We start from the raw sequence: 20833 nt of genomic DNA, 5'->3' as shown, positions 1-20833 counted from the left end.
GTTGAAGGTAACGACGTGGCCGCGACGTGTCAACGGCCAGCCGTTTCCCACAGCGGAACAGGTGGTCATACACTGGCCTGCATGTCGATCGTCGAGGAGGAGTCCGACCACGAGAGCCAGTCGCGTTCCATCGCCGCCGTCGAGCGGGCCATGGACGTGCTGCTCTACTTCGGGCGTAGCGGCCAGCCCGACCTGGGCGTGACCGAGCTGGCCACCGCGCTGGGCCTGACCAAGGCCGCCGTGCATCGCATCCTCACCGCCCTGCGCAGCCGTGACCTGATCACCGTCGACCCGTCGACCCGGCGCTACGCCCTTGGGCATGCGGCGGCCGCGCTCGGCCGCGCCTACCTGGCGCGCACCGACGTGCGGGCGATGTGCGCGCCTGAGCTGCGCCAGCTCACCGAGCAGATCGGCGAGACCGCCACGCTTTCGCTGCGCCGCGGCGACACCCGCCTCTACGTCGACCAGGTGGTGCCGGAACAGGAGCTGCGCATGGAAGTGGTGCTGGGCATCCCCTATCCGCTGCATGCCGGCGGCTCCTCCAAGGCGTTCCTGGCCTTCCTCACCCCTGAGGAGGTCGACGCCTACCTGTCCCGTCACAAACTGGAAGCCGTCACCGACCGCACGATCACCGATCAGGCCAAGCTGCGCAAGGAATTGGCCGCCATCCGCAAACGCGGCTATGCCACCTCGATCGGCGAACGCCAGCCCGGCGCGGCCTCCATCGCGGCCCCCATCTTCGACCACGACGGCCACGTCGTCGCGGTGCTCAGCGTCGCCGGCCCAGCGGCCCGCTTCAAAGCCGACAACGTCAAGGCCGCCACCGCCCTCACCGAAGCCGCCGCCCGCGTCTCCGCCCAACTCGGCTACCAACCCGAATAAGCATTGTCTATACGCCGCTGCGCCGTGGTCGCTCGCCGCATGCTCCCGCGCGGCAACGAAGGCCCGTGCATGGTTACCCCCGGCGGCTCCGCCGCTGACCCGCCAGGGCCCTGCCGCTTCGCCGCGCTGACCCGCCTGGCTCAGCGGCTTCGCCGCCGCACTGCGGCTCCGCCGCCGCCGACCTGCGGGGGAGTGTCCTTCCGCCACACCTTTGCTCTGCACCCATAGGCGCACATTGACCAAGAAGTTGCGCCTATGGGTGCAGAGCAAAGGTGCTAGCAACCATCACCCCACCTGCCGCCCCGCGACAGCGTTCCGCGCTGGGGTGTAGGTGCGCTGGGGCGGGGGTTAGAGGTCCGCGAAGGGTTTGAGGACGCCGAGGGCGGCTGCGGCCAGGACGCTGCCCCAGATTCCCCACACGTAGGGCAGGCATCCATCGATGGAGCGTTTGAGGGTGCGTTCGACCTCCGGTGTCGAGCCGGTCGTCATCAGGGCGCCGAAGGCAGGGCCGAAGGGGCGCAGGGTCAACCGGATCCCCAGGCCGCACGCGATCGCCACGGTGTAGAGCAACACCTTGGCGCCCAACCACTTCGGGTTGGTGTCGACGCCGAACGGGCGGTCGGCGATGAGGGTGTAGAAGGCGACTGTGCCGAGGGCGATGATGAGGGTTATCCGGATGGCCCAGTCGGTTCGCCGTACCCAGGAAATGGGGTGGTGATGGCTTTTGATGGTGAGCCAGAGCCAGCAGGCCGCGCCCAGCCAGGTCAGGGCGACCAGCCACCAGGTGAAGATGCCGGCGCCGTGCGGGTCGAGGGCCATCAGGGTGACGCCGCTGGGCAGGAAGAGCACCAGGCAGATCTTCGGCCCGAGGTCCAGGCCACTCATGATCTTCAGGGCGGTCGCGCGGGCGGCCGGGGTGAGCTCGGGTTTGAGCACGAACCGGCTCGACCAGAACACGCCGAGATCACCGCCGAGCCAGAAGACGAACAGGACCAGGTGCAGCAGGATCCACCAGCCGTTGACATGCATGGCGAAATGGAAACACTGATCCGCTGTGAGAAACAAGTCCTTGACGTGGCGGAGGCGGCCTGGCTAGCTTCGTGACCATGGCCGGGCGTTACTACGAGGACTTCGCCGTGGGCGACCTCCACCAGCATCCGCTGGGCAGGACCATCAGCGAGGCCGACAACACGTGGTTCACCCTGCTGACGATGAACACCAACCAGAACCACTTCAACGCCCACTTCGCGGCGAGGGCGCCGTATGGCCGCATCATCGTCAACTCGGGGCTGTCCGTGGCGATCGTGCTCGGGCTGTCGGTCTCCGACATGAGCCAGAACGCGCTGATGAATCTGGGCTGGGAGAACATCAAGCTGACCCATCCGGTCTTCCTGGGTGACACCCTCTATGCCGAGTCGCGGGTGCTGGCCACGCGCGAGTCGGCCAGCCGCCCCTACGCCGGCATCGTCACCTGTTACACCCGTGGCCTCAACCAGGACGGCGATGAGGTCATGTCCTGGACCCGCACGGTCATGGTGTACAAGCGCGACGCTCCACACGACAAGGACTTCTTCCCGAAGGCCAAAGATGCTCCGGCTTGAGTTCCAGCCCTGGGGCGAGACGATGGCCGAACTCATCGACGCCACCCGCCGGGCCGAGGCCGCCGGAGCGGTGGCCGCGTGGGCGCCCGAGCTGCACCGCAACGCCTTGGTGACGGCCACGGCGATCGCTTCTCAAACCAATCTCCTTGTGGGTACGGGGATCAGCCTGGCCTTCGCCACCAGCCCGATGCTGACCGCGCTGGCGGCGATGGACCTCGACGACCTGTCCGGCGGCCGGTTCCGGCTGGGCCTAGGCTCCGGGGTGCGCAGGCTGAACGCCGACTGGCACGGCGCGGCTTTCGATCCGCCGGTGAAACGCCTGCGCGAGACGATCGCGGTGATCCGCAAGGTGTGGGCGGGCGGAGATCCGATCCTGCACGACGGCACGGCGGTCTCGATCGACGTGCGCGGCTGGCGGCGTCCCTACGCCGGTGGGGCGACACCTATATATCTGGCCGGTGTCGGGCCCGCCATGGTGGCCCTGGCCGGGGAGGTGGCCGACGGCTGGCTGTCGCACGAGCTGTGCCCGCCCTCGGTGTTGCGCGAGTCGGTGCTGCCCGCGCTGGGCCGCTCCGGCCGCCGTGTCGACGTCGTGGTTTCCGCCTGCTGCTCGGTCGACGCCTCCTCCGCGGTAGCGCGCCGTCGCGCGGCCGGCGTGGTCGGCTTCTACGCCAGCGTCAGCTCATATGCGAGCCTGTTCGCCGCGGCCGGTTTCGCGGCCGAGCAGGAGGCCGTGGTGGCCGCGCGGCGCACCGGCATCCCGGCCGACCGGCTCGGGCATCTGGTGCCCGACGAGATGGCGGCCGCGTTCACGCTGTGCGGCACCAGCCAGGAGGTGGCCTTGGCGGTCAAGGCTTATGACGGTCTGGCCGACGCGGTCAAGCTCTCCGCACCCACCCACGGGCTGGCGCCCGATGAGATCCGCGCCGCCCAGGACAGCCTCATCGAGCTCATCCGGGAGTTGTCGTGAGACCGTTGGCGGACATCAGGATCGTCGCGGTCGAGCAGTACGGCGCGGGCCCCTTCGGCAGCCTGCACCTGGCCGACCTCGGCGCGGAGGTCATCAAGATCGAAGACCCGGCGGCGGGCGGGGACGTCGGGCGGTATGTCCCGCCCTACGCCGACGGCGAGGACTCGCTGTTCTTCGAGACCTTCAACCGGGGCAAGCGATCCCTCTCCCTCGACCTGTCCACCAGGGCCGGGCGTGACGTCTTCGAGGACCTGGTCGCGTTCTCCGATGCGGTCTACTCCAATCTGCGCGGTGATGTGCCGGCCAAGATGCGCTTGCGCTACGACGATCTGAAGGAGCTCAATGAGCGCATCGTTTGCTGCTCGCTGACCGGCTTCGGGATGACCGGCCCGCGTTCGGCGCAGCCGGGCTACGACTATGTGCTGCAAGGGCTTGCCGGCTGGATGGAGCTGACCGGCGAACCCGACGGGCCGCCCACCAAGTCGGGTCTGTCCATGGTGGACTATTCCGGCGGCTTCGTCGCCGCGATCTCACTGCTCGCCGGGGTGCACGCGGCGCGCCGCGACGGCGTGGGCATGGACTGTGACCTGAGCCTGTTCGACACCGCGATCGGGATGCTGACCTACCCGGCGACCTGGCACCTCAACGCGGGCTTCACCCCGGCGCGCACCCGGCACTCCGCGCACCCGTCGCTGGTGCCTTTCCAGGTCTTCGAGGCTTCCGACGGCTGGCTCGTGGTCGGCTGTGCCAAGGAGAAGTTCTGGTCTCGGCTCGCCGCCGTGCTCGAACTGGTACCCGACCCGCGTTTTGCCACCTTCGCCGACCGGCAACGCCACCGCGACGAGCTCATCCCCCTTTTGGAGCAACGGTTCCGGGCGCACACCGTGCAGCATTGGCTTTCCGTGCTGGAACCGGCCGGGGTGCCGTGCGGGCCGGTCAACGATGTCGAGGCCGCGCTGAAGGATCCGCACACCCTCGCCCGTGGCCTCATCGTGCAGACCGAGCATCCCCGCTATGGCACGATCAGCCAGGTCGCCTCACCGGTACGCGTCGGGCAGCACCCCACCGAGCACCGCCGCGCGCCCAGCCGCAACGAGGACTTCCACTACGTCACCTCGGAACTGCTCGGTTACACCCCGGCCCAGATCGCCGATTTCACCGCCGCCGGAGCCTTCGGTGCCCCCTGACTCTCCCGCGCTGCAGGTCCTCGCGCGATGGGCGGCGGGGGTGACCGTGCTGCCGCCCGAGGTGGAGCAGGCGGCCCGGCGGCACCTGCTGGACGGGTTGGGCTGCCTGGTGCTTGCCCTGCGCCGCAACGAGGTTCCCTCCGCGTTGACGGTGGCGCGGGCGCTCGGCGGGCCGGGGGAGGCCACGCTGTTCGGCGCGCCGGGCAGGACCGGGGCGGCCGCGGCGGCGTTCGGCAACGCGGTGGCTGTGCACGCGCTCGACTTCGACGACACCCACGACGGCGCCCTGGTGCATCCGACCGCGGTGGTGCTGCCGGTCGCGCTGGCCGTGGCCGAGCAGACCGCGGCCGGCGCGGCCGATCTGCTGGCGGCCTATGCGATCGGGCTGGAGCTGGCCTGCCGGCTGGGTTTGGCCGCCCCGCACGGCTTTCACGGGCGAGGCCTGCACGCCACCTCGGTATGCGGGGCGGTGGCGGGCGCGGCGGTGGCGGCGCGCCTGGAAGGGCTTGGCGCGCAAGGAATCGGGCACGCGATGGGCATCGCGGCGAGCGGATCCGGCGGGCTGCTGGAGTTCCTGCACACCGGATCGTCGGTCAAGCAGGTCCATCCCGGGTTCGCCGCGCACACCGCGGTCGTGGCCGCGCGCCTGGCCGGTGCTGGGATGACCGGCCCCGCCGGAGCGCTCGACGGCCGCAGTGGCCTGTTCGCGGCGCTCGCCGGGCGCGGCCCCGACCCCGAAGCCCTGCTGGGCCAGCTCTCCGAGCGCTGGGAGGCGACCCGGATAGAGCTCAAGCCCTACCCGGCGTGCCGGTTGAGCCATTCCGCCATCGGCGCGGCGAACGCGCTGCGCGGCCAGGCCGATCCGGCCGACATCGAAACCATCGAGGTCGATATGCACCCCGATGCGGAGGCGATCGTGTGCTCGCCGAAGCCGCCGGCTACGCCCTACGAGGCGAAGTTCTCGGTGCGCTGGTGCATCGCGGCCATGCTCATCGACGGCGAGCTGACCATCGACACGTTCGACCGTCCACAACGGATGGACATCGCAAGCCTGCTGCCCAGGATCAGCCACCGGGTGGTGGATTGCGCGCAACCGGCCGCGGCGGCCCAGTCGCGCCTGACCGCGCGCCTGCGCAATGGCAGGATGCTGATCGTGACCGGGCAACCAGGTGGGCAGCCGGTCGCGAAGGTGGCCGAGCTGAGCTGGCAGCCAACCGTGCCCGAACTCGTGCAAGCGGTGCAGGGGAGTGTGCGATGACGATAGTGCGGCTGCCGAAGGTGTACACCACGTCGGGGGACTTCGCCGGCCAGTACAGGTGGTGCCTCAACCGGGTCGCCGAACTGCTTGCCCCGCACGGCTTGGGGCTCGACTCGCTGGTGCTGACCACCGACTTCACCACCACGGCCACCCGGGCCGACTACCCGCGCTGCGGACGTCCCCGCCGCGAGCTGCTCAGCGCGCCCTATCCCGGTGCGGCGGGGATCCTGGTCGACACCCCGGCCGCGCCCGGCTCACTGGTGTCGCTGGAGGCGGTGGCGGCGTCCGGGGTCAAGGAGCCGGTGAACCCGGGCTGGGCGCGCTACGACACGCTCACCTATCTGCCGGGGATCAAGGCCGGTGATCGGCTGTTCATGGCGGGTTTCGGCGCGCTGGACCCGGTCACCCAGGCGGCGGTTCACGACGGCGATCTGCTCGCCCAGGCGGAGTTCATCTACGACAACATCTCGCTGGTGGTGGCCGCGGCCGGGGGCAGCGACGGCGACGTCGTCTCGCTGGTCGAGTACTACGTGCCCGGGGCCGACCCGCAGCTGGTGCGGCCGCTGCGCGAAGCGCGCTTCCCCCGGGCCGTTGTAGAACTCAGGCCGTGCGATGCCTTGCTGCGCCCCGAATTCCTGCTCGAAGTGGTACCGGAGGCGATCCTGCGATGATGACCCGTGTGTACACCGCTCCCGAGGAGATCGGGGCGGCGGCGATCCGCTATTTCGCCACCGCCGTGGGTTCGTCGTGTGCCGGGGTGGCCCCGCCGACGATGATCTTCGAGTCGAACCAATACGCGAACGTGCCACGCGACGCCGACGGGTTCGCCGGACACGGGTGGGAGCTGAGCTTTCCGGGGCTGAAACTGGTACGCGGCGGAAATGCCTATGAGTTCTTTCAGCCCGCAGTCGCCACCGATGTGCTGACGGTGACCTGGCGATTGGCTTCGGTGACCGAGAAGCAGGCGATGCAGGTGGTCACCTCCACCGCGACCTACGAGAATCAGCACGGCGATCTGCTGGGCCGCAACACCGAGACGATGATCTACGTGGCGCCGGGCCGCAGCGCCCTGCCCGCCGCCGCGCAGCCGCTGATCGGCCTGCCCGAGCTGGTGCGCACCATCACGCTGACCGACATGGTGGCCTACGCCGGCGCCACCTGGGACTGGCACCGCCTGCACTACGATCCGGAATACCTCGCCCAGCGCGGGCTGGACCGGCCGGTCGTGGACGGCCAGATGTTCGGCGCGCTGCTGGCCGAGCAGGTGCAGGCCCACTTCGGCGACGCGGCCGTGCTGACCCGGCTGCGGTTTCGGTTCAAGTCGCTGGTTTTCGCCGGGGAAACCGTGCGCTGCACCGCCCAGCAGGTCAGCGACACCGAAATCAACCAGCTGATCCAGGTCGGCGACCGGCTCGCGGTCACCGGCGCGGCGACGGTGCGGCTGCGATGACGGTCGCCATAGCAGGCGCTGCCGAGTGCGATCTCGGGCAGACCGGCCTGAGCGTGCCCGAGCTGCTGACGCAGGCGGTGTCCCGGGCGCTGGACGACGCGGGGCTGTCACTGTCTGATGTGGATGGTCTGGCCACCACTGGGCACGGCCGGTTTCCGGCCACCCAGTTGGCCGATTACCTTGGCCTGCACCCGGTCTGGACCGACTCGACGTCCGCCGGCGGCGCGGTCTTCGAGATGTACGTGGCGCGAGCCGCCCAAGCCATCGAGGCCGGGCAATGCCACGTGGCCGTCATCGCCTTCGCCTCCGACCAGCGCTCGGCGCGCTCGCGGCGGATGACCGGCGAGCCGAACCGGTTCTCCGATCCCTACCAGCCGCTGTGGCCGCTGTCCTACTACGCGATGGTGGCCCAGCGCTATCTGTACACCTACCGGCTGGGCCGGGCCGACCTGGCGCAGCAGGCGGTGTGGGCCCGGCAGCGGGCGCTGCTCAACCCGGCCGCCTGGACACACACGCAAGGCGCGCTCACCGTGCAGGACGTGCTCGATGCGCCGCTCATCTCCAGCCCGCTGGGCAAGCTGGACTGCTGCCTGGTCACCGACGGCGGCGGCGCGATCGTGCTGACCAGCCTGGACCGGGCCCGCCACCTGCGCCAGCGGCCGGTGCTGGTGCGCGGCTACGGCGAGGTGGTCACCCACGCCGAGATGACCAGTGCCGAAGATCTGCTCTACCCGGGCGCCGCTGCCGCTGGCGCGCAAGCCTTCGCCCGCGCCGGCATGAGCCACCGCGACATCGATGTGCTCCAGATCTACGACTCGTTCACCATCAGCGTCCCGCTTGCCTTGGAACAGCTCGGATTCTGCCCGCCCGGGGAAGGCGCCGCGTGGTCGGGCCTGCCGATGAACACCGGCGGCGGCGGGCTTGCCTACTGCCATCCCGGCCAGCTCGGGGTGCTGCTGCTGGTGGAGGCGGTGCGCCAGCTGCGCGGGCAGTGCGGGGCGCGGCAGGTGCCCGATGCCCGGACAGCGCTGGTACATGGTACAGGCGGCATCATGTCCAGCCACGCCACCGTGATCCTGGAGGCCGCCGCATGACACCCGAGGACCACTGGTGGCAGGAGGCGGCGCAGCACCGGCTCGTGCTGCAGCACTGTTCACGTTGCGGGCACCTGCAGCATTACCCGCGCGCGTTGTGCACCAGCTGCGGCGGCACCACACTGGGCTGGGTACAGGCGAGTGGCGAGGCAACCCTCGACTCCTTCACCGTCATCCACCGCGACCCGGTGCGCGTGCTCGCCCGGGTGCGATTGGCTGAGGGGCCGATCCTGCTGACCCATCTCGTGGGTGTCGGCAATCCTCGCTGCGACCAGCCGGTCCGGCTCACCTGGCAGGGCGACCTGCCCGTCTTCACCGAGGTCGATGATGGACTTTGAGCTCAACGACGAGCAGCGGCTGTTTCGGGAGACGTTGCGCACCTTCGTCGACCGCGAGATCCGGCCGGTCGCGCAGGAGTGGGAGGAGTCCGGCCGGTACCCGACCGAAATCGTGGCCACCATGCGTTCCATGGGGCTGTTCGGGCTCACCGTGCCCGAGGAGTACGGCGGGCTCGGCGCGGACATGGTCTCCTTCGCGCTGGTCTTCGAGGAGATCGCCAAGGGCTGGATGGGCATCGCCGGGATCCTGGGCAGCCACACCCTGGCCTGCTGGATGATCGCCAAACACGGGACGCCGCAACAGAAGCAGCAGTTCCTGCCCGACCTGGCCACGGGTGCGCGCCGAAGCGGGATAGCCCTGACCGAACCCGACGCCGGCACCGACCTGCAAGGCATCCGCACCGTCGCGGTGCGCGACGGCGACCATTACCTCCTCAACGGCCGCAAGACCTGGATCACCAACGCCCGCCACGCCAACCCGCTGCCGGTGCTGTGCAAGACCACTCCGGGCGCCGATCCGGCCCATCGCGGGATGTCGGTGCTCCTGGTCGAGGAGGGCTTCGAGGTGCTGCGCGACCTGCCCAAGCTCGGCTACAAGGGGACAGAGTCGTGTGAGGTGCTTTTCGACAACGTCCGGGTGCCCGCCGCCAACCTGCTCGGCGGGGTCGAGGGCCGCGGCATGCAGCAGGTGCTCTCCGGCCTGGAAACCGGGCGCATCAACGTGGCCGCCCGCGCGCTCGGCATCGCCCAGGCCGCCTACGACGAGGCGCTGTCCTACGCCGGGCAACGCGAGGCATTCGGCCAGAAGATCGGCGAATTCCAGGCCGTGCAGCTCAAACTCGCCGACATGGCGATGAAGACCCAGGCGTCCCGGCTTCTGGTCTACTGGGCCGCCACCCGCGCCGACGCCGGGCACCGGGTGGACATGGAAGCGGGCATGGCCAAAGCCTTCGCCTCCGAGGCGGCCGCCGAGTGCGCCCTGCTCGCCATGCAGGTGCACGGCGGCTACGGCTACTCCAAAGAGTTCGTGGTGGAACGGCTCTATCGCGACGCCCCGCTGATGATGATCGGCGAGGGCACCAACGACATCCAGCGCGTGGTCATCGCCCGTTCGCTGCTGAGCGGGAAAGGCCGCATCGGATGAGGTCGTATCTCTACGTGCCCGGCGACGCCCCCGCCCGGCTGGCCAAGGCCGCCGGCCGCGGCGCGGACGCGCTCATCGTGGACCTGGAGGACGCGGTGCCGTTGGCGCTCAAGGAGAACGCCCGCCACGCCGTGGCCGACTACCTGCGCTCGGGGGGCAGTGCCTGGGTCAGGATCAACCCCGGCGAGATGGGCCTGCTGGATGCCCACGAGGTGCTCGGATCCGGCCTGCTCGGCCTCTGCGTGGCGAAGGCTTCGCTGGAGTCGCTGTCCACGTTGGACAGATTCCTGTCCGACGCCGAGCGCGCTTCGGGCATCGCCGTGGGCTCCACCCGGATCGTTCCCCTGCTGGAAACCGCGGCCGCCCTCTTCGACGCGCTGGCCATCGCCCGATCGCCGCGGACAGCCCGGCTCCAGCTCGGCGAAGCCGACCTGGCCGCCGACCTCGGTGTCAGCCCGGGCCCCGACGGGCGCGAGCTGTGGTGGGCCCGCTCGCAGGTGGTCGCCGCCAGCGCCGCCGCCGGCATCGACGCTCCGGTCGCCCCGGTCTCCACCAATTTCACCGACCTGGCCGAGCTGCGCCTGTCGACGATCGCGTTGCGGCGCATGGGTTTTCACGGCCGCGCCTGCATCCACCCCGCGCAGCTGCCCGTGGTGCACGAGGTGTTCACCCCGACCGCCGAAGAGCTCGCCGCCGCCCACGATGTGCTGACCCGCTTCGCCGCTGCCCAGGCCGCCGGATCAGCGGTATGCGTGGACGCCCACGGCCGCCTGGTCGACGAGGCGGTCGTCCGCTCGGCCCGCCGCGTCGTCGGCTAGATTTTCGGTCGCGGGGTGAGTCCACTGCGGGCGGCTGGGAGTGTGAGTTCATATGACGATCGCGACCGCCCGGCGGCAGGACGAGTTCAACGAGCTTTACCGGGCGAATTTCGGCGCGATCGTCGCTATGGCCTACTCGTATACGGCCGACCTGGCCGAGGCTCAGGATATCGCGCAAGAGGCGTTCAGCCGGGCTTGGCAACGCTGGGACGCGCTGACCGACTACGACAACCCGATGGCTTGGGTGCGCCATGTGACCTTCAACCTGGCTCACTCACGGTGGCGGAAGATCAAGACCGCTACTGCCTATTTGGTACGGCAAAAGCCCGACCAGGTCGACGAGATGAACCCGGATCATGTCGCCGTGGTGGCCGCATTGCGCAAGCTGCCGCGCCAGCAGCGCGAGGCGATCGTGTGGCATCACCTGGCCGACCTGAGCGTGCAGGATGTCGCCCACCAGCTGGCGGTGCCGGTGAGCACCGTCAAGACCTGGCTGCAACGCGGGCGCGCCCTGCTGGCACAGGAGCTCGCGATCGACATGGGCAAGCAGGTCGTCACCCCACCCGCCGAGCAGGTGGTGCAGCGGGCACGCAAGCAGCAGCGAGCGCGCCGGGCCGCCATCGTGGCCGTGGTCGTGCTGCTGGTCGCCGGGGTGCTCGCGGCCGGGCAACTGTTGCGCCGCAACAACTCCGCGCCGCCCGTGCAGCCGACGCCCAATCCTTCCTCCACAGTGGACAGCCACGACCCGTTGCGGGCGATGGACTGGGGCAACGTGGCGATCCCCGGTGTCCCGATGTGCAATCAGTATTCCGAGCTGCCGTTCCGGCTCGACCCGAAAACCCACCGGTCGACCTGGTCCGATGGGCACGGCGGCTCGATCAGCTTCGCCCCCGAGGAGATCGTCTTCGGTGACCTGGACGGCGACGGACTGGCCGAGGCGATCGTCCCCATCGAGTGCGACGGTTTCGAGATGGGGCTCAACAGGTCCGTGCTGCTCGGCATGGACCTGATGGGCGGCGCACTGTTCGGCTTCAACTCCGTCCCGGTGCAATTCGCGATGAACTCCATGTGGATCACCGATGGGATCCTCTACCTGGAGGCCGCGGAGATGCCGAACATGAAACTCGGTGACGTGCTTGCGTTTCGGCTGAACGCGCTCAACTTCGAGGCTGTTGATGGCTCGACTCGGTACCCGAAGATAACTTCTCTTGATCTTTCACCGGTCGCTTCGCAGCTGGCATGCCCATCAAGCGACCTGCAGGTGCCGGTCGACAACGATCTGGTCAGCGAGGTCGGTGGGGTCAAATGGAGCCTGGCCGCGAGCGGGCGGCATCCCAGGCTGGTCGAGCTGGGCCGCCGGGGCCAGCCCTACCTTCTGCTGAGCGTGTTGTGCGCGCCGGTGGGCGAAGAAAGCTGGCGAGCGCCGCGAACAGTGCTGTTCGACCTGTCCGGCCGCCAATGGCGAGCCATCGCCACCGTCACGCCGCCAGGCGAAGCGCGAATCGGTGAGGTGAAAGGCAACCGGATCGGCTACGGCAACCCCGGCCAGCTGGTAGCCGAATTCGCCTGGAGCGGCACCAGCTTCACCAGAGTGAGCTAGCCATTTTTGTTGCGCTGCAACAGATTTTCTGTTTAACGGCAGCGTTCTGACGTCTTGTCCTATCCGAACACTTGTACTAGAATCTCTTGTGTGTCAGTCGATACGGGGGTAGTCGTCGCGGATGCTGTGCATTGCGATTCAGCGATTGTCGACGAACTTATTGCCAGTTGGCGCGAGCTGTCTGAGCGGCAGGCTGTGCTGTTGGCCAAACTCGTGGCAGTCCTCGATGCCACCCCGGTGGCAGAGTTTGCCTCGTTCGAGATTGCTGCGGCGCTGGCCTGGACCCGTCAGGCCGCCGCCGCCCAGCTCGACCTAGCCATGGACGTGGTGCGCCGGTTGCCCGATGCCCACGCGGCCATGGCCCGCGGCGACCTCGACCTGCCCAAGGCACGCGTCATCCGCGACGGCGTAGCCACACTCGATCTGGGGTTGGCCCGCCGCATCGCCGCCACAGTCCTACCCCTGGCACCTTCGCTGACCACCGGCCAGTTGCGGGCCAAGCTGGCTAAGTTGGTGATCGAGGCCGACCCGGCCGCGGCGGCCGCACGGCATCGGGCGCGGGTCCGCGACCGGCGTGTAGAGCTGCAGCCCACCGAGGACAGCTGCGCCAACGTGCTGGGCCTCAACCTTCCCGCCGACGCTGCCCTGGCCGCCGTCAACCGCATCACCGCGATCGCCCGCGCCGTCAAACAAGCCGGTGACCCGCGCAGCCTCGACCAAATCCGCGCCGACACCTTCCTCGACCTGCTGCTCGGCGTCACCACCGACAGCACACGGGCCGGAGGCAGCGTCGAGCTGGTCACCACCCTCGACACCCTGGCCGGGCTGGCCGACAAACCAGGCCACCTCAACGGTTACGGCCCTGTCGTCAGCGACATCGCCCGCCAGATCGCCCAACAGCAACGCCACACGCCATGGCATTTCACCATCTACGACAACGACACGGGCGAGGTCCACACGGGCACCACCCGCGCCCGCCCCGACACAGCGCCAACCCCACCCAGCAGCCCCAGCGCGTCACGCGGCGGCCACCGCCGCCACACGGCGCGCCCGGCGCGAAGCCGCAACATCAAGCACCCCAACACTTCCCGCGCCACCGCCTCACCCGCCCAGCCTCATGCCACCTCCCGTCCCGCCGCACCACCCGACCGGGCCGACGCAAAGCGGCCCAACGACTCAAACACTGCCGCAGCATTCGGCCCGGCCGACGCAGGGTGCCGTGGCACTGCCCACGCCAGCACCACACCTGGTCAGCCAGAAGCCAGACAACCCAGCACCTCCCGCGCTAACGCAGCGCCCGGCGGTGTCTTTGGCGATCCAAACCAGCGCTTTCCCAACGCTGCGCTGGCGCGGCACATCCGCGCCCGTGACCGCACCTGTCGCGCACCCGGATGCCGCAGGCCCGCCCTGCAAACAGACCTCGATCACACCATCGCCTACCACCGCGGTGGCCGCACCGAGCCTGGCAACATTGGCCCCTTATGCCGTTTTCACCACCGTGCCAAACATCAAGGCCGTTGGCGCCTATGGCAAATCAGCCCCGGCATCTTCGTCTGGCGCAGCCCGCTCGGCAAGCTCTACATCGTTGGACCCGAGCCACCCTAGCGTCACTGGTAGTAGCCGTCGATCGGAATGCGTGCCTCGTCGAACAGTGCCGGGCCTTCGTAGCGCACGGAAGGCCAGCCGAAGTGGGGGTTGAGGGTGGCGAACTGGTCGCTGGAAAGCGCGAACACGACCCGGCCCAGACCGGACCGCTCGATGGCCCCGGCGCACATGCCGCAGGGCTGGCAGCTGGTGTACATGGTGGTGTCGGCCGCGGCTTGGGCATCGAGTTCGCGGGCTGCCCATCTGGCCATCTTCAGCTCTGGGTGCGCGCTGATGTCGCGGTCGGCGAGCACGGTGTTGTGGGCTTCGGCCAGGATCTGGCCGTCGGCGCCGACCAGCAGCGACCCGAAAGGGGCCTGTCCTGCTGCGCGTGCGTTGGCTGCCAGCTCGATGGCCCGGCGCAGAAATCGTTCGTCCTCGGGTGTCATTGTCACTCCGATCTGGTGTCCAGGTGTAATGACATGATCTCAGCGGCGGTTGCCCGCTGGTGCACCGCGTCGACCAGGTCGGGTCGCGGGCCTGCGTTGGCGGTGAACTTCGCCGCCAGATCGTCGCGGCTGAGCGGATGCTCAGGTCCGCCGCGTGACGAGTCGACCCGGTGTTCCAGCAGCGTGCCGGCGCGGGTGCGCACTCGCAGCACGGCGGCGAAAGCGTGGGGGAAAAGCTCGGTGGCCCGTTGGTCGGCGAAGCAGGTGACCCGGCCCGCCAGGTCGAGCCGGGCTTGGTCGAGCTCGACGAAATCGTCCAGCGCCAGCCCGAGCCCGCCGCCGCCGAGCAGGGCCGAGGCGACGGTATAGGGCCCGGAAAACTTGCCGTGGTAGGCACTTTGCGGGCGCGCCTTCTCCGCAGCCGGTTCGGCGATCGTGCGCAACGTGGGCGCAGCCACGCCAAGCTCAATGGACTCCACCTCGGCCGGGTCGAGACCGTTGGCGCGCAACGCCAGCGCGCAGTCGATGCCGGGATGGGTGAAGTGGTTGGAAGGGTAGGGCTTGTAGACTGTGCGCAACAGTTCCCAGCGCTCGCCCAGCCCGCCCAGCAAAGCGTCGGTGTCGAAGCGGCCGCCGGTGTAGGCCGCGAAGAAGCCGAATCGCCCTTCCAGCACCGTGGGCGGGCCGGTCAGCCCTTCCGCGGCGAGGACAGCGGCGCTTACCCCGGCGTGGGCCGCCCATCCGCAATGGGTTTTCTTCACTGTGCCGCCGGTTCTGTTGGCCTCCAACAGTCCCGCGCCCATGCTGGCGGCGATGCCGATGGCGTGGGCGATGCCGTCGGCGTCCAAGTCATACAGCAGACCGGCCGCGACCGCCGCGCCGATGGTGCCGCAGATCGAGGTCGCGTGCAGACCGCGGTCGAAGAAAATCGAGTTGCGCAGCTGCGGGTCGAATCCGGCCATGCCCAGCCGGTTGGTCACCTCTATGCCCGCGGCCACCGCACCCGGCCAGTCGCCGCCGGTCGCCTCGGCCGCCGCGAGCGCCGCAGGCACGACGGAAGCGCTGGGATGCAACACCGACGGCAGATGCGTGTCGTCGAAGTCGAGCGCGTGCGCCAGAGTGCCGTTGACCAACGCCGCCGCCGGCGCCGGAAGCCTGCCGCTGACACCAAGTGCCGTCGCCTCACCCGTGCCACCCCACCGCCCGACCGCGCGGCTCACCGCCTCGGCCGCCGGATCCCCTTGCGCCGCAAGCATCAACCCGACGATGTCGAGCACCCGCCCCGGCACGTCGGCCGCGACCTCGTCAGGCAGCCCCTCCCGGCACGCCACGGCAAACCGCGCCAGCTCCCGCGCCGCCGTCATCGCCGCCCTACCAACAATTCATTGCGCCGGTCCGCAGTGGCTGGCCGCCGTATCTCCCGGCGGCAACGCCACGCCCGTGCTCCCCATGCCGCACGGCCGCTCAGGTTGCAGCCACCTCGGGCGGCGGGAAAGGAAGGCGCGCTGCTGCTCATGGCGTGGTGGCCTTGGGGAGGAGGGCTAGGGGGCGGACGGGGGCGCCGGTGGCGCCGACGATGGGCAGGGGGTTGAGGATCAGGGTGAAGTCTTTGACGCCGGTGTCGAGCAGGGTGTCGAGTTTCATGGTCTCCACGATGTTGATGCCGTGCTCCACCAGCAGGATGCGGTGGGCGGGCAGCAGGGCGTGGCCGCGGCCGGCCGGGAGATGTTCGAAGGCAATGGTTTCCCCGCCCACGGCCGCCGGGCGGTGGGCGGCGAGCCAGGCGGCGCCGGCCGCGCCGGGGCCTGGCGCGCCGTGGTGCAGGCCGGTGAAGAGGGTGGCGTCGGCCCAGTGGCGCGACCATCCGGTGCCGATGAGGATGACGATGCCGGGCTCGATGGTCAGGCCCGCCGCGGCGGCGGAAAGGTCGTCGGGGGTGACTTCGTAGCCGGCTGGCAGCGTGGCGACGCCGTGGGCCGCGGCGACGTCGAGCAGGACCGCGGGCCCCGCGTAGGGGGCGAAGGTGTCGATGGTCAGCTCGGCGAAGTCCTTGCCGGCGAAGAGCTTTCCGTCGTGGGAGACGTGCGCCAGCGCGTCGACGTGGGTGCCCACATGGCCGCCGGTGATGATGACCTCGTTGGAGGCCGAGCCGCCGTCGGCGCGGACCATGTCGCCGTGGCGTCGCTCCAGCACCATCCGGAAAGGCGGATGGTTGGGGGATTGCGGCATGCCGGTGCGCATCGGCTGGGCGAGGTCGACCACGTGCATCAGATGATTCCTTTCTCGCGCAACGTTTCCAGTTCCTCGTCGGGCAGGCCGAGCCAGGTACCCAGAACATCATGGTTGTCCTGACCCAGATCGCGGCCGGTCCATCTGATCGAGCCTGGCGTTTCGCTGAGCCGGTAAAGCAGATTGGGCATGCGCACCGGGCCGAGGCGCGGGTCGTCCACGGCGGTGACCGAATCAAGCGCCTGGTACTGCGGATCGGCGAAAACGTCGGCGATGTCGTAGATCGGCGCGACCGCAGCCTGGGCCTGGGTGAAGGCGGCGATGACGTCGTCGGCGTCGCGGGCGGCGATCCACGACCCGACATGCGAGTCGAGCAGGTCGGCGTGGGCGGCCCGGCCGGCGCCGGTGGCGAACCACGGCTGCGCGATGACCTCGGGGTGACCCACCAGGTGCATGACCCGTTCGGCGATGGTCTGGGCGCTGGTGGAGATGGCCAGCCACTTGCCGTCGCGGCTGCGGTAGGTGTTGCGGGGCGCGTTGTTGACCGACCGGTTGCCGTGCCGCTGCTGGATGAGCCCCAGCTGGTCGTAGGCCATGGCCTGCATGCCGAGCACGGTCAGCATCGGCTCGATGATGGCCAGGTCGACGATCTGGCCGTGGCCGGTGCGTTCCCGGGCGTATAGGGCGGTCATGATGGCCTGCGCGCAGCTGAGCGCGGCGATGCCGTCGGCCAGGCCGAAGGGCGGCAGGGTGGGCGGGCCGTCGGCGGGCCCGGTGATGGCGGCGAAGCCGCTCATCGCCTCGGCCAGGGTGCCGAAGCCGGGCCGGTCCCTATACGGGCCGTGCTGCCCGAAGGCGGTGACCCGGGCGATGACGAGCCGCGGGTTGGCTTCCCGCAACGCTTCCGGTGCCAGCCCCCACCGCTCCAGGGTGTCCGGCCGGAAGTTCTCGATGAGAACGTCCACTTTGGACAGCAAGCGCCGGGCGACCGCGGCGCCCTCGGGCGTGCCGAGGTTGAGGGTGACGGCTTTCTTGTTGCGCCCGAGCATCGTCCACCACAGCGAGACGCCGTCCTTGCTCGGGCCGTGTCCGCGCGCCGGGTCGCCCTTGGCGGGGTGTTCCACCTTGATGACGTCGGCGCCGTAGTCCCCGAGAATCATCGCCGCGAGCGGGCCGGCGAACAGGGTGGAGGCGTCGACGACGGTAAGGCCGTGCAGAGGCATGGCGCAGACCATACCCGAAAATTGGAAACCGCGTTACATTGTGCGAAACGCAGATCGGGAGGATTGCTGTGGCCCGCTATGACCTGGTGATAGCCAACGGAACGCTGGTGTTGCCCTACCTCGGCACGGTACGCGCGGATGTCGCCGTGCGGGAGGGCCGAATCGCCGCGATCGGTGACGGCTTCGACGGGGAGGAGGTGCTCGACGCGACAGGCAAGCTGGTCTTCCCGGCCGCCGTCGACGCCCACTACCACCTGGGCATCTATCGCCCGCTGGAGGTCGACGCCGCGCAGGAGACACGCTCGTCGCTGGTCGGCGGGGTGGGCACGGTGCTGTCCTACTTCCGCACCGGGCAGCACTACCTCAACACCACCGGGCCTTACGGCGAGATCTTCCCCCGGGTGCTGGAGGCGGTGGCGGGCAAGGCTTACACCGACTACGGCTTCCACCTCGCGCCCATGGACACCGCTCAGGTCGGCGAGGTCGGCTCGCTCGTCGACGAGCACGGGGTCAGCTCGTTCAAGTACTACATGTTCTACAAGGGGTTCAACCTTTCGGCCGATTCGCGTGACGCCAAGGCTTTCACGATGAGCGACGAGTACGACCTGGGCCACCTCTACCAGATCATGGAAGCGGTCGCCGCGAACCAGCGGCCGGACCGGCGCGTGTCGCTGTCGCTGCACTGTGAACAGGCCGAGCTGATGCGGCTGTTCATCGACCGCGTTCGCGCGGCGGGCGACCCGCAGACCCTCAAGGCCTACTCGGATGCGCGGCCGCCGCTGACCGAGCGGGTGGCGATCGGCGAGGCGACCACGCTCGCCCACGAGACCGGCTGCCCGGTCAACCTGCTGCACCTCTCCTCGGCGGTGGCGCTCGACGCGGCCCGCCAGGCCCGCAACACGTTGCCCGCCATGGACATCCGGTGCGAGGTCACTTTGCATCACCTGTGCCTGGATTACACCCAGGGCGGACTCACCGCCAAAGTCAACCCGCCGATCCGGTCGGCGGCCGACACCGAGGCGCTGTGGGCGGGCGTGCTCGACGGCACCGTCGACTGGGTGGCCTCCGATCACGCCTGCTGCATGGAGGAGCACAAAGGCGACCAGCTGTGGCCGGCGCTGCCCGGTTTCGGCGGCACCGCGCTGCTCTACCCGGTGCTCATCAGCGAAGGCCTGCACAAGCGTGGCCTGTCACCGCAGCGTGTCGCCGAGCTCGCCGCCGGGAACCCGGCCCGCGCCTACGGCCTGGCCGGGCGCAAGGGACAGCTGATGGTCGGCCACGACGCCGACTTCGCCATCGTCGACCCCGAACTGACCCAGACCGTCACCACTGACCTGCTCCTGTCCGGCCAGGACCATTGCCCGTTCGAAGGCCGCGAGCTGCGCGGCTGGCCGGTGGCCACGGTGGTGGGCGGCCGGATCGCCTACCGTGACGGCAAAGTGGTCGGCGAACCGGCCGGGCGCTACATCTCGCGCTGAGTAAGCTCGTCGCGCAACTGCCGCTTGAGCACCTTGCCGGCGGCGTTGCGCGGCAGCGCCTCCACCACCTGGTAGGACTTCGGTGTCTTGTAGCCGGCCAGCCGCTCGCGCACATGGGCGTCGAGCGCCTCCGTGGTGAGCGAGTCGTGGCAGACCACAAAAGCCGTAACGCTTTCGCCCCAACGCTCGTCGGGCACCCCGACCACGGCCGCCTCCCTTACCAGGGGATGGGTGACCAGCGCCTCCTCCACGTCACGCGGGTACACGTTGACCCCGCCGGTGATGATGACGTCCTTCTTGCGATCGACGATGCTGATGAAGCCCTCGTCGTCGACGACCACCACGTCGCCGGAGGTCAGGAACCCGTCCTGGGTGGTGCATGCGGCGGTCGCGGCCTCGTTGTGCAGATAACCATTCATCAGGTACGGCGACCGGCTGAACAACTCCCCGGGCGTGCCCGCCGGCACCGGCTGCCCCTCGTCGTCGACGACCCGCACCTCGGTGGCGAACCACGGATGACCCACCGACCCGGCCTTGCTGCGCGCGTGCGCCGGGCGCAGGTTGGTCACCACCCCGGCTTCGGTGGACCCGTAAAGCTCGTGCACGCCGACGCCGGCGAAGGCGTCGAGCACCCACTCCTTGAGCGGTTTGGGCAGAGCTGCGGCATTGAAGAACAACGTGTCCAATGACGACAGATCGTGGCTGCCGTCCATCAGCGGCCGCAGCAGCTGGGCGTGGGTGGGCACCAGGAACACCGACTGGGCCCGGTCCCGGGCGATCATCTCCAGCAGCGCGGCTGGGTCGAACGAGCGCAGCATGCTCACCGTGCCCCCGCAGAAGACGGCGGTGTAGCCGAAGGCGAAACCGGCGCCGTGGTACATCGGGGCCACCGCGATCGTGCGCCGCCCCGGCCCGAGGCCCCACTCCAGCGCGCTGGCGTAGAACGTCAGAACCCGCGACCGGTGGGAGATCTGCACGCCTTTGGGGTCGCCGGTGGTACCCGAGGTGTAGGCCACGCAGAACGTTTCACGCTCATCGACCGCGATCCGTGGGTCGTGGCTGGACGCTTCCGCGAGCGCTTTTTCGTAGGTGTCGTCCAGGCGCAGTGTGCAGGAGTAGTCGCCGTCGGCGATCCAGGCCCGCGCCTGCGAGTGGTCCAGGATGAACTCGATTTCGGGCATGGTCAGCCGCGGGTTGAGCGGCACCATCACCAGGCCCGCCTTGGCCAGCCCGGCCGCTATCTCCGGGTACTCCATCCGGTTGCCCAGCAGCACCCCGACCCGGTCGCCGGGCGTCAGCCCCCGCCCGAGCAGCGCCTGCGCCAGCCGCGACGACCTGTCGTCAAGCTCGGCATAGGTCAGCTGGCGTTCGCCGTCGATGACCGCGACCGTTTTCGGGGTGGCGCGGGCGAACTCGCGTACCCCACCGGCAATAGAGAGCATGCCCCAGATGGAAACACCGTTTCCTTCTGCGCACAAGGGGCGGCGAAACCGATCTGAAACCGCCCGGTGCCAGCATCGCGGCTCCG

At 69.4% G+C, this 20833-nt stretch carries 20 protein-coding genes; 14 read left to right on the top strand and 6 right to left on the bottom strand.

The window, feature by feature from the left end; genetic code table 11:
- Nucleotides 1–81 precede the first annotated feature (81 nt).
- Entirely contained in the window at nucleotides 82–882 is an 801-nt protein-coding gene (locus tag Rhe02_RS02320) for an IclR family transcriptional regulator (protein WP_203906345.1), read from the top strand.
- Between the two features lie 348 nt (nucleotides 883–1230).
- Here Rhe02_RS02320 and Rhe02_RS02315 read toward each other — a convergent pair whose 3' ends face one another.
- On the bottom strand, nucleotides 1231–1911 hold the full coding sequence (locus Rhe02_RS02315; RefSeq protein WP_203906344.1) for a hypothetical protein: 681 nt from the start codon (nucleotides 1909–1911) through the stop codon (nucleotides 1231–1233).
- Between the two features lie 77 nt (nucleotides 1912–1988).
- Here Rhe02_RS02315 and Rhe02_RS02310 point away from each other — a divergent pair, with 77 nt between their 5' ends.
- The 12 genes from Rhe02_RS02310 (at nucleotide 1989) to Rhe02_RS02250 (ending at nucleotide 13947) form a co-directional block, all read left to right on the top strand.
- On the top strand, nucleotides 1989–2483 hold the full coding sequence (locus Rhe02_RS02310) for a MaoC family dehydratase (protein WP_203906343.1): 495 nt from the start codon (nucleotides 1989–1991) through the stop codon (nucleotides 2481–2483).
- On the top strand, nucleotides 2470–3453 hold the full coding sequence (locus Rhe02_RS02305) for an LLM class flavin-dependent oxidoreductase (protein ID WP_203906342.1): 984 nt from the start codon (nucleotides 2470–2472) through the stop codon (nucleotides 3451–3453). Before Rhe02_RS02310 ends, Rhe02_RS02305 begins: the two co-directional genes overlap by 14 nt.
- Nucleotides 3450–4640 carry a CaiB/BaiF CoA transferase family protein gene (locus tag Rhe02_RS02300; RefSeq protein ID WP_203906341.1) on the top strand — a complete coding sequence of 397 codons (1191 nt, stop codon included), beginning with the start codon at nucleotides 3450–3452 and terminating at the stop codon, nucleotides 4638–4640. Before Rhe02_RS02305 ends, Rhe02_RS02300 begins: the two co-directional genes overlap by 4 nt.
- Nucleotides 4630–5898, top strand: coding sequence for an MmgE/PrpD family protein (locus Rhe02_RS02295; RefSeq protein WP_203906340.1), 1269 nt, complete (start codon nucleotides 4630–4632; stop codon nucleotides 5896–5898). Before Rhe02_RS02300 ends, Rhe02_RS02295 begins: the two co-directional genes overlap by 11 nt.
- Complete coding sequence (locus Rhe02_RS02290; RefSeq protein WP_203906339.1) at nucleotides 5895–6569, top strand: RidA family protein; 675 nt, start codon at nucleotides 5895–5897, stop codon at nucleotides 6567–6569. Before Rhe02_RS02295 ends, Rhe02_RS02290 begins: the two co-directional genes overlap by 4 nt.
- Nucleotides 6566–7348: a MaoC/PaaZ C-terminal domain-containing protein gene (locus Rhe02_RS49575; RefSeq protein WP_239123237.1), complete on the top strand. Its 783-nt coding sequence runs from the start codon at nucleotides 6566–6568 to the stop codon at nucleotides 7346–7348. Before Rhe02_RS02290 ends, Rhe02_RS49575 begins: the two co-directional genes overlap by 4 nt.
- On the top strand, nucleotides 7345–8442 hold the full coding sequence (locus Rhe02_RS02275; protein WP_203906338.1) for a thiolase C-terminal domain-containing protein: 1098 nt from the start codon (nucleotides 7345–7347) through the stop codon (nucleotides 8440–8442). The genes Rhe02_RS49575 and Rhe02_RS02275 overlap by 4 nt, the downstream gene beginning before the upstream one ends.
- Nucleotides 8439–8780 carry a Zn-ribbon domain-containing OB-fold protein gene (locus Rhe02_RS02270; RefSeq protein ID WP_203906337.1) on the top strand — a complete coding sequence of 114 codons (342 nt, stop codon included), beginning with the start codon at nucleotides 8439–8441 and terminating at the stop codon, nucleotides 8778–8780. The genes Rhe02_RS02275 and Rhe02_RS02270 overlap by 4 nt, the downstream gene beginning before the upstream one ends.
- On the top strand, nucleotides 8767–9924 hold the full coding sequence (locus tag Rhe02_RS02265; protein ID WP_203906336.1) for an acyl-CoA dehydrogenase family protein: 1158 nt from the start codon (nucleotides 8767–8769) through the stop codon (nucleotides 9922–9924). Before Rhe02_RS02270 ends, Rhe02_RS02265 begins: the two co-directional genes overlap by 14 nt.
- Nucleotides 9921–10742 carry an HpcH/HpaI aldolase/citrate lyase family protein gene (locus Rhe02_RS02260; protein WP_203906335.1) on the top strand — a complete coding sequence of 274 codons (822 nt, stop codon included), beginning with the start codon at nucleotides 9921–9923 and terminating at the stop codon, nucleotides 10740–10742. The genes Rhe02_RS02265 and Rhe02_RS02260 overlap by 4 nt, the downstream gene beginning before the upstream one ends.
- Nucleotides 10743–10794: 52 nt before the next feature.
- Nucleotides 10795–12342 (top strand): SigE family RNA polymerase sigma factor, encoded by a 1548-nt coding sequence (locus Rhe02_RS02255; protein ID WP_203906334.1) that lies wholly within the window; start codon nucleotides 10795–10797, stop codon nucleotides 12340–12342.
- A gap of 90 nt (nucleotides 12343–12432) precedes the next feature.
- A complete protein-coding gene (locus Rhe02_RS02250) occupies nucleotides 12433–13947 on the top strand; it encodes an HNH endonuclease signature motif containing protein (protein ID WP_239123235.1) in 1515 nt (504 codons plus the stop codon).
- Between the two features lie 2 nt (nucleotides 13948–13949).
- On the opposite strand, the gene Rhe02_RS02245 is transcribed toward Rhe02_RS02250, so the two are convergent.
- From Rhe02_RS02245 to Rhe02_RS02230, 4 genes are all read right to left on the bottom strand, one after another.
- On the bottom strand, nucleotides 13950–14375 hold the full coding sequence (locus Rhe02_RS02245) for a nucleoside deaminase (protein WP_203906333.1): 426 nt from the start codon (nucleotides 14373–14375) through the stop codon (nucleotides 13950–13952).
- A 2-nt stretch (nucleotides 14376–14377) separates the two neighbouring features.
- A complete protein-coding gene (locus tag Rhe02_RS02240) occupies nucleotides 14378–15739 on the bottom strand; it encodes an MmgE/PrpD family protein (RefSeq protein ID WP_203906332.1) in 1362 nt (453 codons plus the stop codon).
- Between the two features lie 148 nt (nucleotides 15740–15887).
- On the bottom strand, nucleotides 15888–16643 hold the full coding sequence (locus Rhe02_RS02235) for a cyclase family protein (RefSeq protein ID WP_203906331.1): 756 nt from the start codon (nucleotides 16641–16643) through the stop codon (nucleotides 15888–15890).
- The gene (locus Rhe02_RS02230; RefSeq protein ID WP_239123233.1) at nucleotides 16643–17827 is read right to left on the bottom strand and encodes a CaiB/BaiF CoA transferase family protein; all 1185 of its coding nucleotides are present in this window, start codon (nucleotides 17825–17827) and stop codon (nucleotides 16643–16645) included. Before Rhe02_RS02230 ends, Rhe02_RS02235 begins: the two co-directional genes overlap by 1 nt.
- A 68-nt stretch (nucleotides 17828–17895) precedes the next feature.
- On the opposite strand from Rhe02_RS02230, the gene Rhe02_RS02225 reads away from it, so the two are divergent.
- Entirely contained in the window at nucleotides 17896–19305 is a 1410-nt protein-coding gene (locus Rhe02_RS02225; protein ID WP_203906329.1) for a dihydroorotase, read from the top strand.
- Here the strand turns inward: Rhe02_RS02225 and Rhe02_RS02220 are convergent.
- Nucleotides 19290–20747, bottom strand: a complete 1458-nt coding sequence (locus Rhe02_RS02220; protein ID WP_203906328.1) for a class I adenylate-forming enzyme family protein — start codon at nucleotides 20745–20747, stop codon at nucleotides 19290–19292. The genes Rhe02_RS02225 and Rhe02_RS02220 overlap by 16 nt on opposite strands.
- Between the last annotated feature and the right edge of the window lie 86 nt (nucleotides 20748–20833).

The organism is Rhizocola hellebori (assembly GCF_016862955.1).
In the GTDB taxonomy this organism is placed as follows: Bacteria; Actinomycetota; Actinomycetes; order Mycobacteriales; family Micromonosporaceae; genus Rhizocola; species Rhizocola hellebori.
Note: the sequence above shows the minus strand (reverse complement) of the source record. Positions and strands in the feature narration are given on the sequence as shown.

Excerpts from the sequence above, each read along its gene's own strand:
- Rhe02_RS49575 (WP_239123237.1), top strand. The coding sequence starts at position 6,566 with ATGATGACCCGTGTGTACACCGCTCCCGAGGAGATCGGGGCGGCGGCG.
- Rhe02_RS02275 (WP_203906338.1), top strand. The coding sequence starts at position 7,345 with ATGACGGTCGCCATAGCAGGCGCTGCCGAGTGCGATCTCGGGCAGACC.
- Rhe02_RS02320 (WP_203906345.1), top strand. The coding sequence starts at position 82 with ATGTCGATCGTCGAGGAGGAGTCCGACCACGAGAGCCAGTCGCGTTCC.
- Rhe02_RS02270 (WP_203906337.1), top strand. The coding sequence starts at position 8,439 with ATGACACCCGAGGACCACTGGTGGCAGGAGGCGGCGCAGCACCGGCTC.
- Rhe02_RS02260 (WP_203906335.1), top strand. The coding sequence starts at position 9,921 with ATGAGGTCGTATCTCTACGTGCCCGGCGACGCCCCCGCCCGGCTGGCC.
- Rhe02_RS02240 (WP_203906332.1), bottom strand. The coding sequence starts at position 15,739 with ATGACGGCGGCGCGGGAGCTGGCGCGGTTTGCCGTGGCGTGCCGGGAG.
- Rhe02_RS02255 (WP_203906334.1), top strand. The coding sequence starts at position 10,795 with ATGACGATCGCGACCGCCCGGCGGCAGGACGAGTTCAACGAGCTTTAC.
- Rhe02_RS02315 (WP_203906344.1), bottom strand. The coding sequence starts at position 1,911 with ATGCATGTCAACGGCTGGTGGATCCTGCTGCACCTGGTCCTGTTCGTC.
- Rhe02_RS02310 (WP_203906343.1), top strand. The coding sequence starts at position 1,989 with ATGGCCGGGCGTTACTACGAGGACTTCGCCGTGGGCGACCTCCACCAG.
- Rhe02_RS02290 (WP_203906339.1), top strand. The coding sequence starts at position 5,895 with ATGACGATAGTGCGGCTGCCGAAGGTGTACACCACGTCGGGGGACTTC.
- Rhe02_RS02305 (WP_203906342.1), top strand. The coding sequence starts at position 2,470 with ATGCTCCGGCTTGAGTTCCAGCCCTGGGGCGAGACGATGGCCGAACTC.
- Rhe02_RS02245 (WP_203906333.1), bottom strand. The coding sequence starts at position 14,375 with ATGACACCCGAGGACGAACGATTTCTGCGCCGGGCCATCGAGCTGGCA.
- Rhe02_RS02230 (WP_239123233.1), bottom strand. The coding sequence starts at position 17,827 with ATGCCTCTGCACGGCCTTACCGTCGTCGACGCCTCCACCCTGTTCGCC.
- Rhe02_RS02235 (WP_203906331.1), bottom strand. The coding sequence starts at position 16,643 with ATGCACGTGGTCGACCTCGCCCAGCCGATGCGCACCGGCATGCCGCAA.
- Rhe02_RS02220 (WP_203906328.1), bottom strand. The coding sequence starts at position 20,747 with ATGCTCTCTATTGCCGGTGGGGTACGCGAGTTCGCCCGCGCCACCCCG.
- Rhe02_RS02265 (WP_203906336.1), top strand. The coding sequence starts at position 8,767 with ATGATGGACTTTGAGCTCAACGACGAGCAGCGGCTGTTTCGGGAGACG.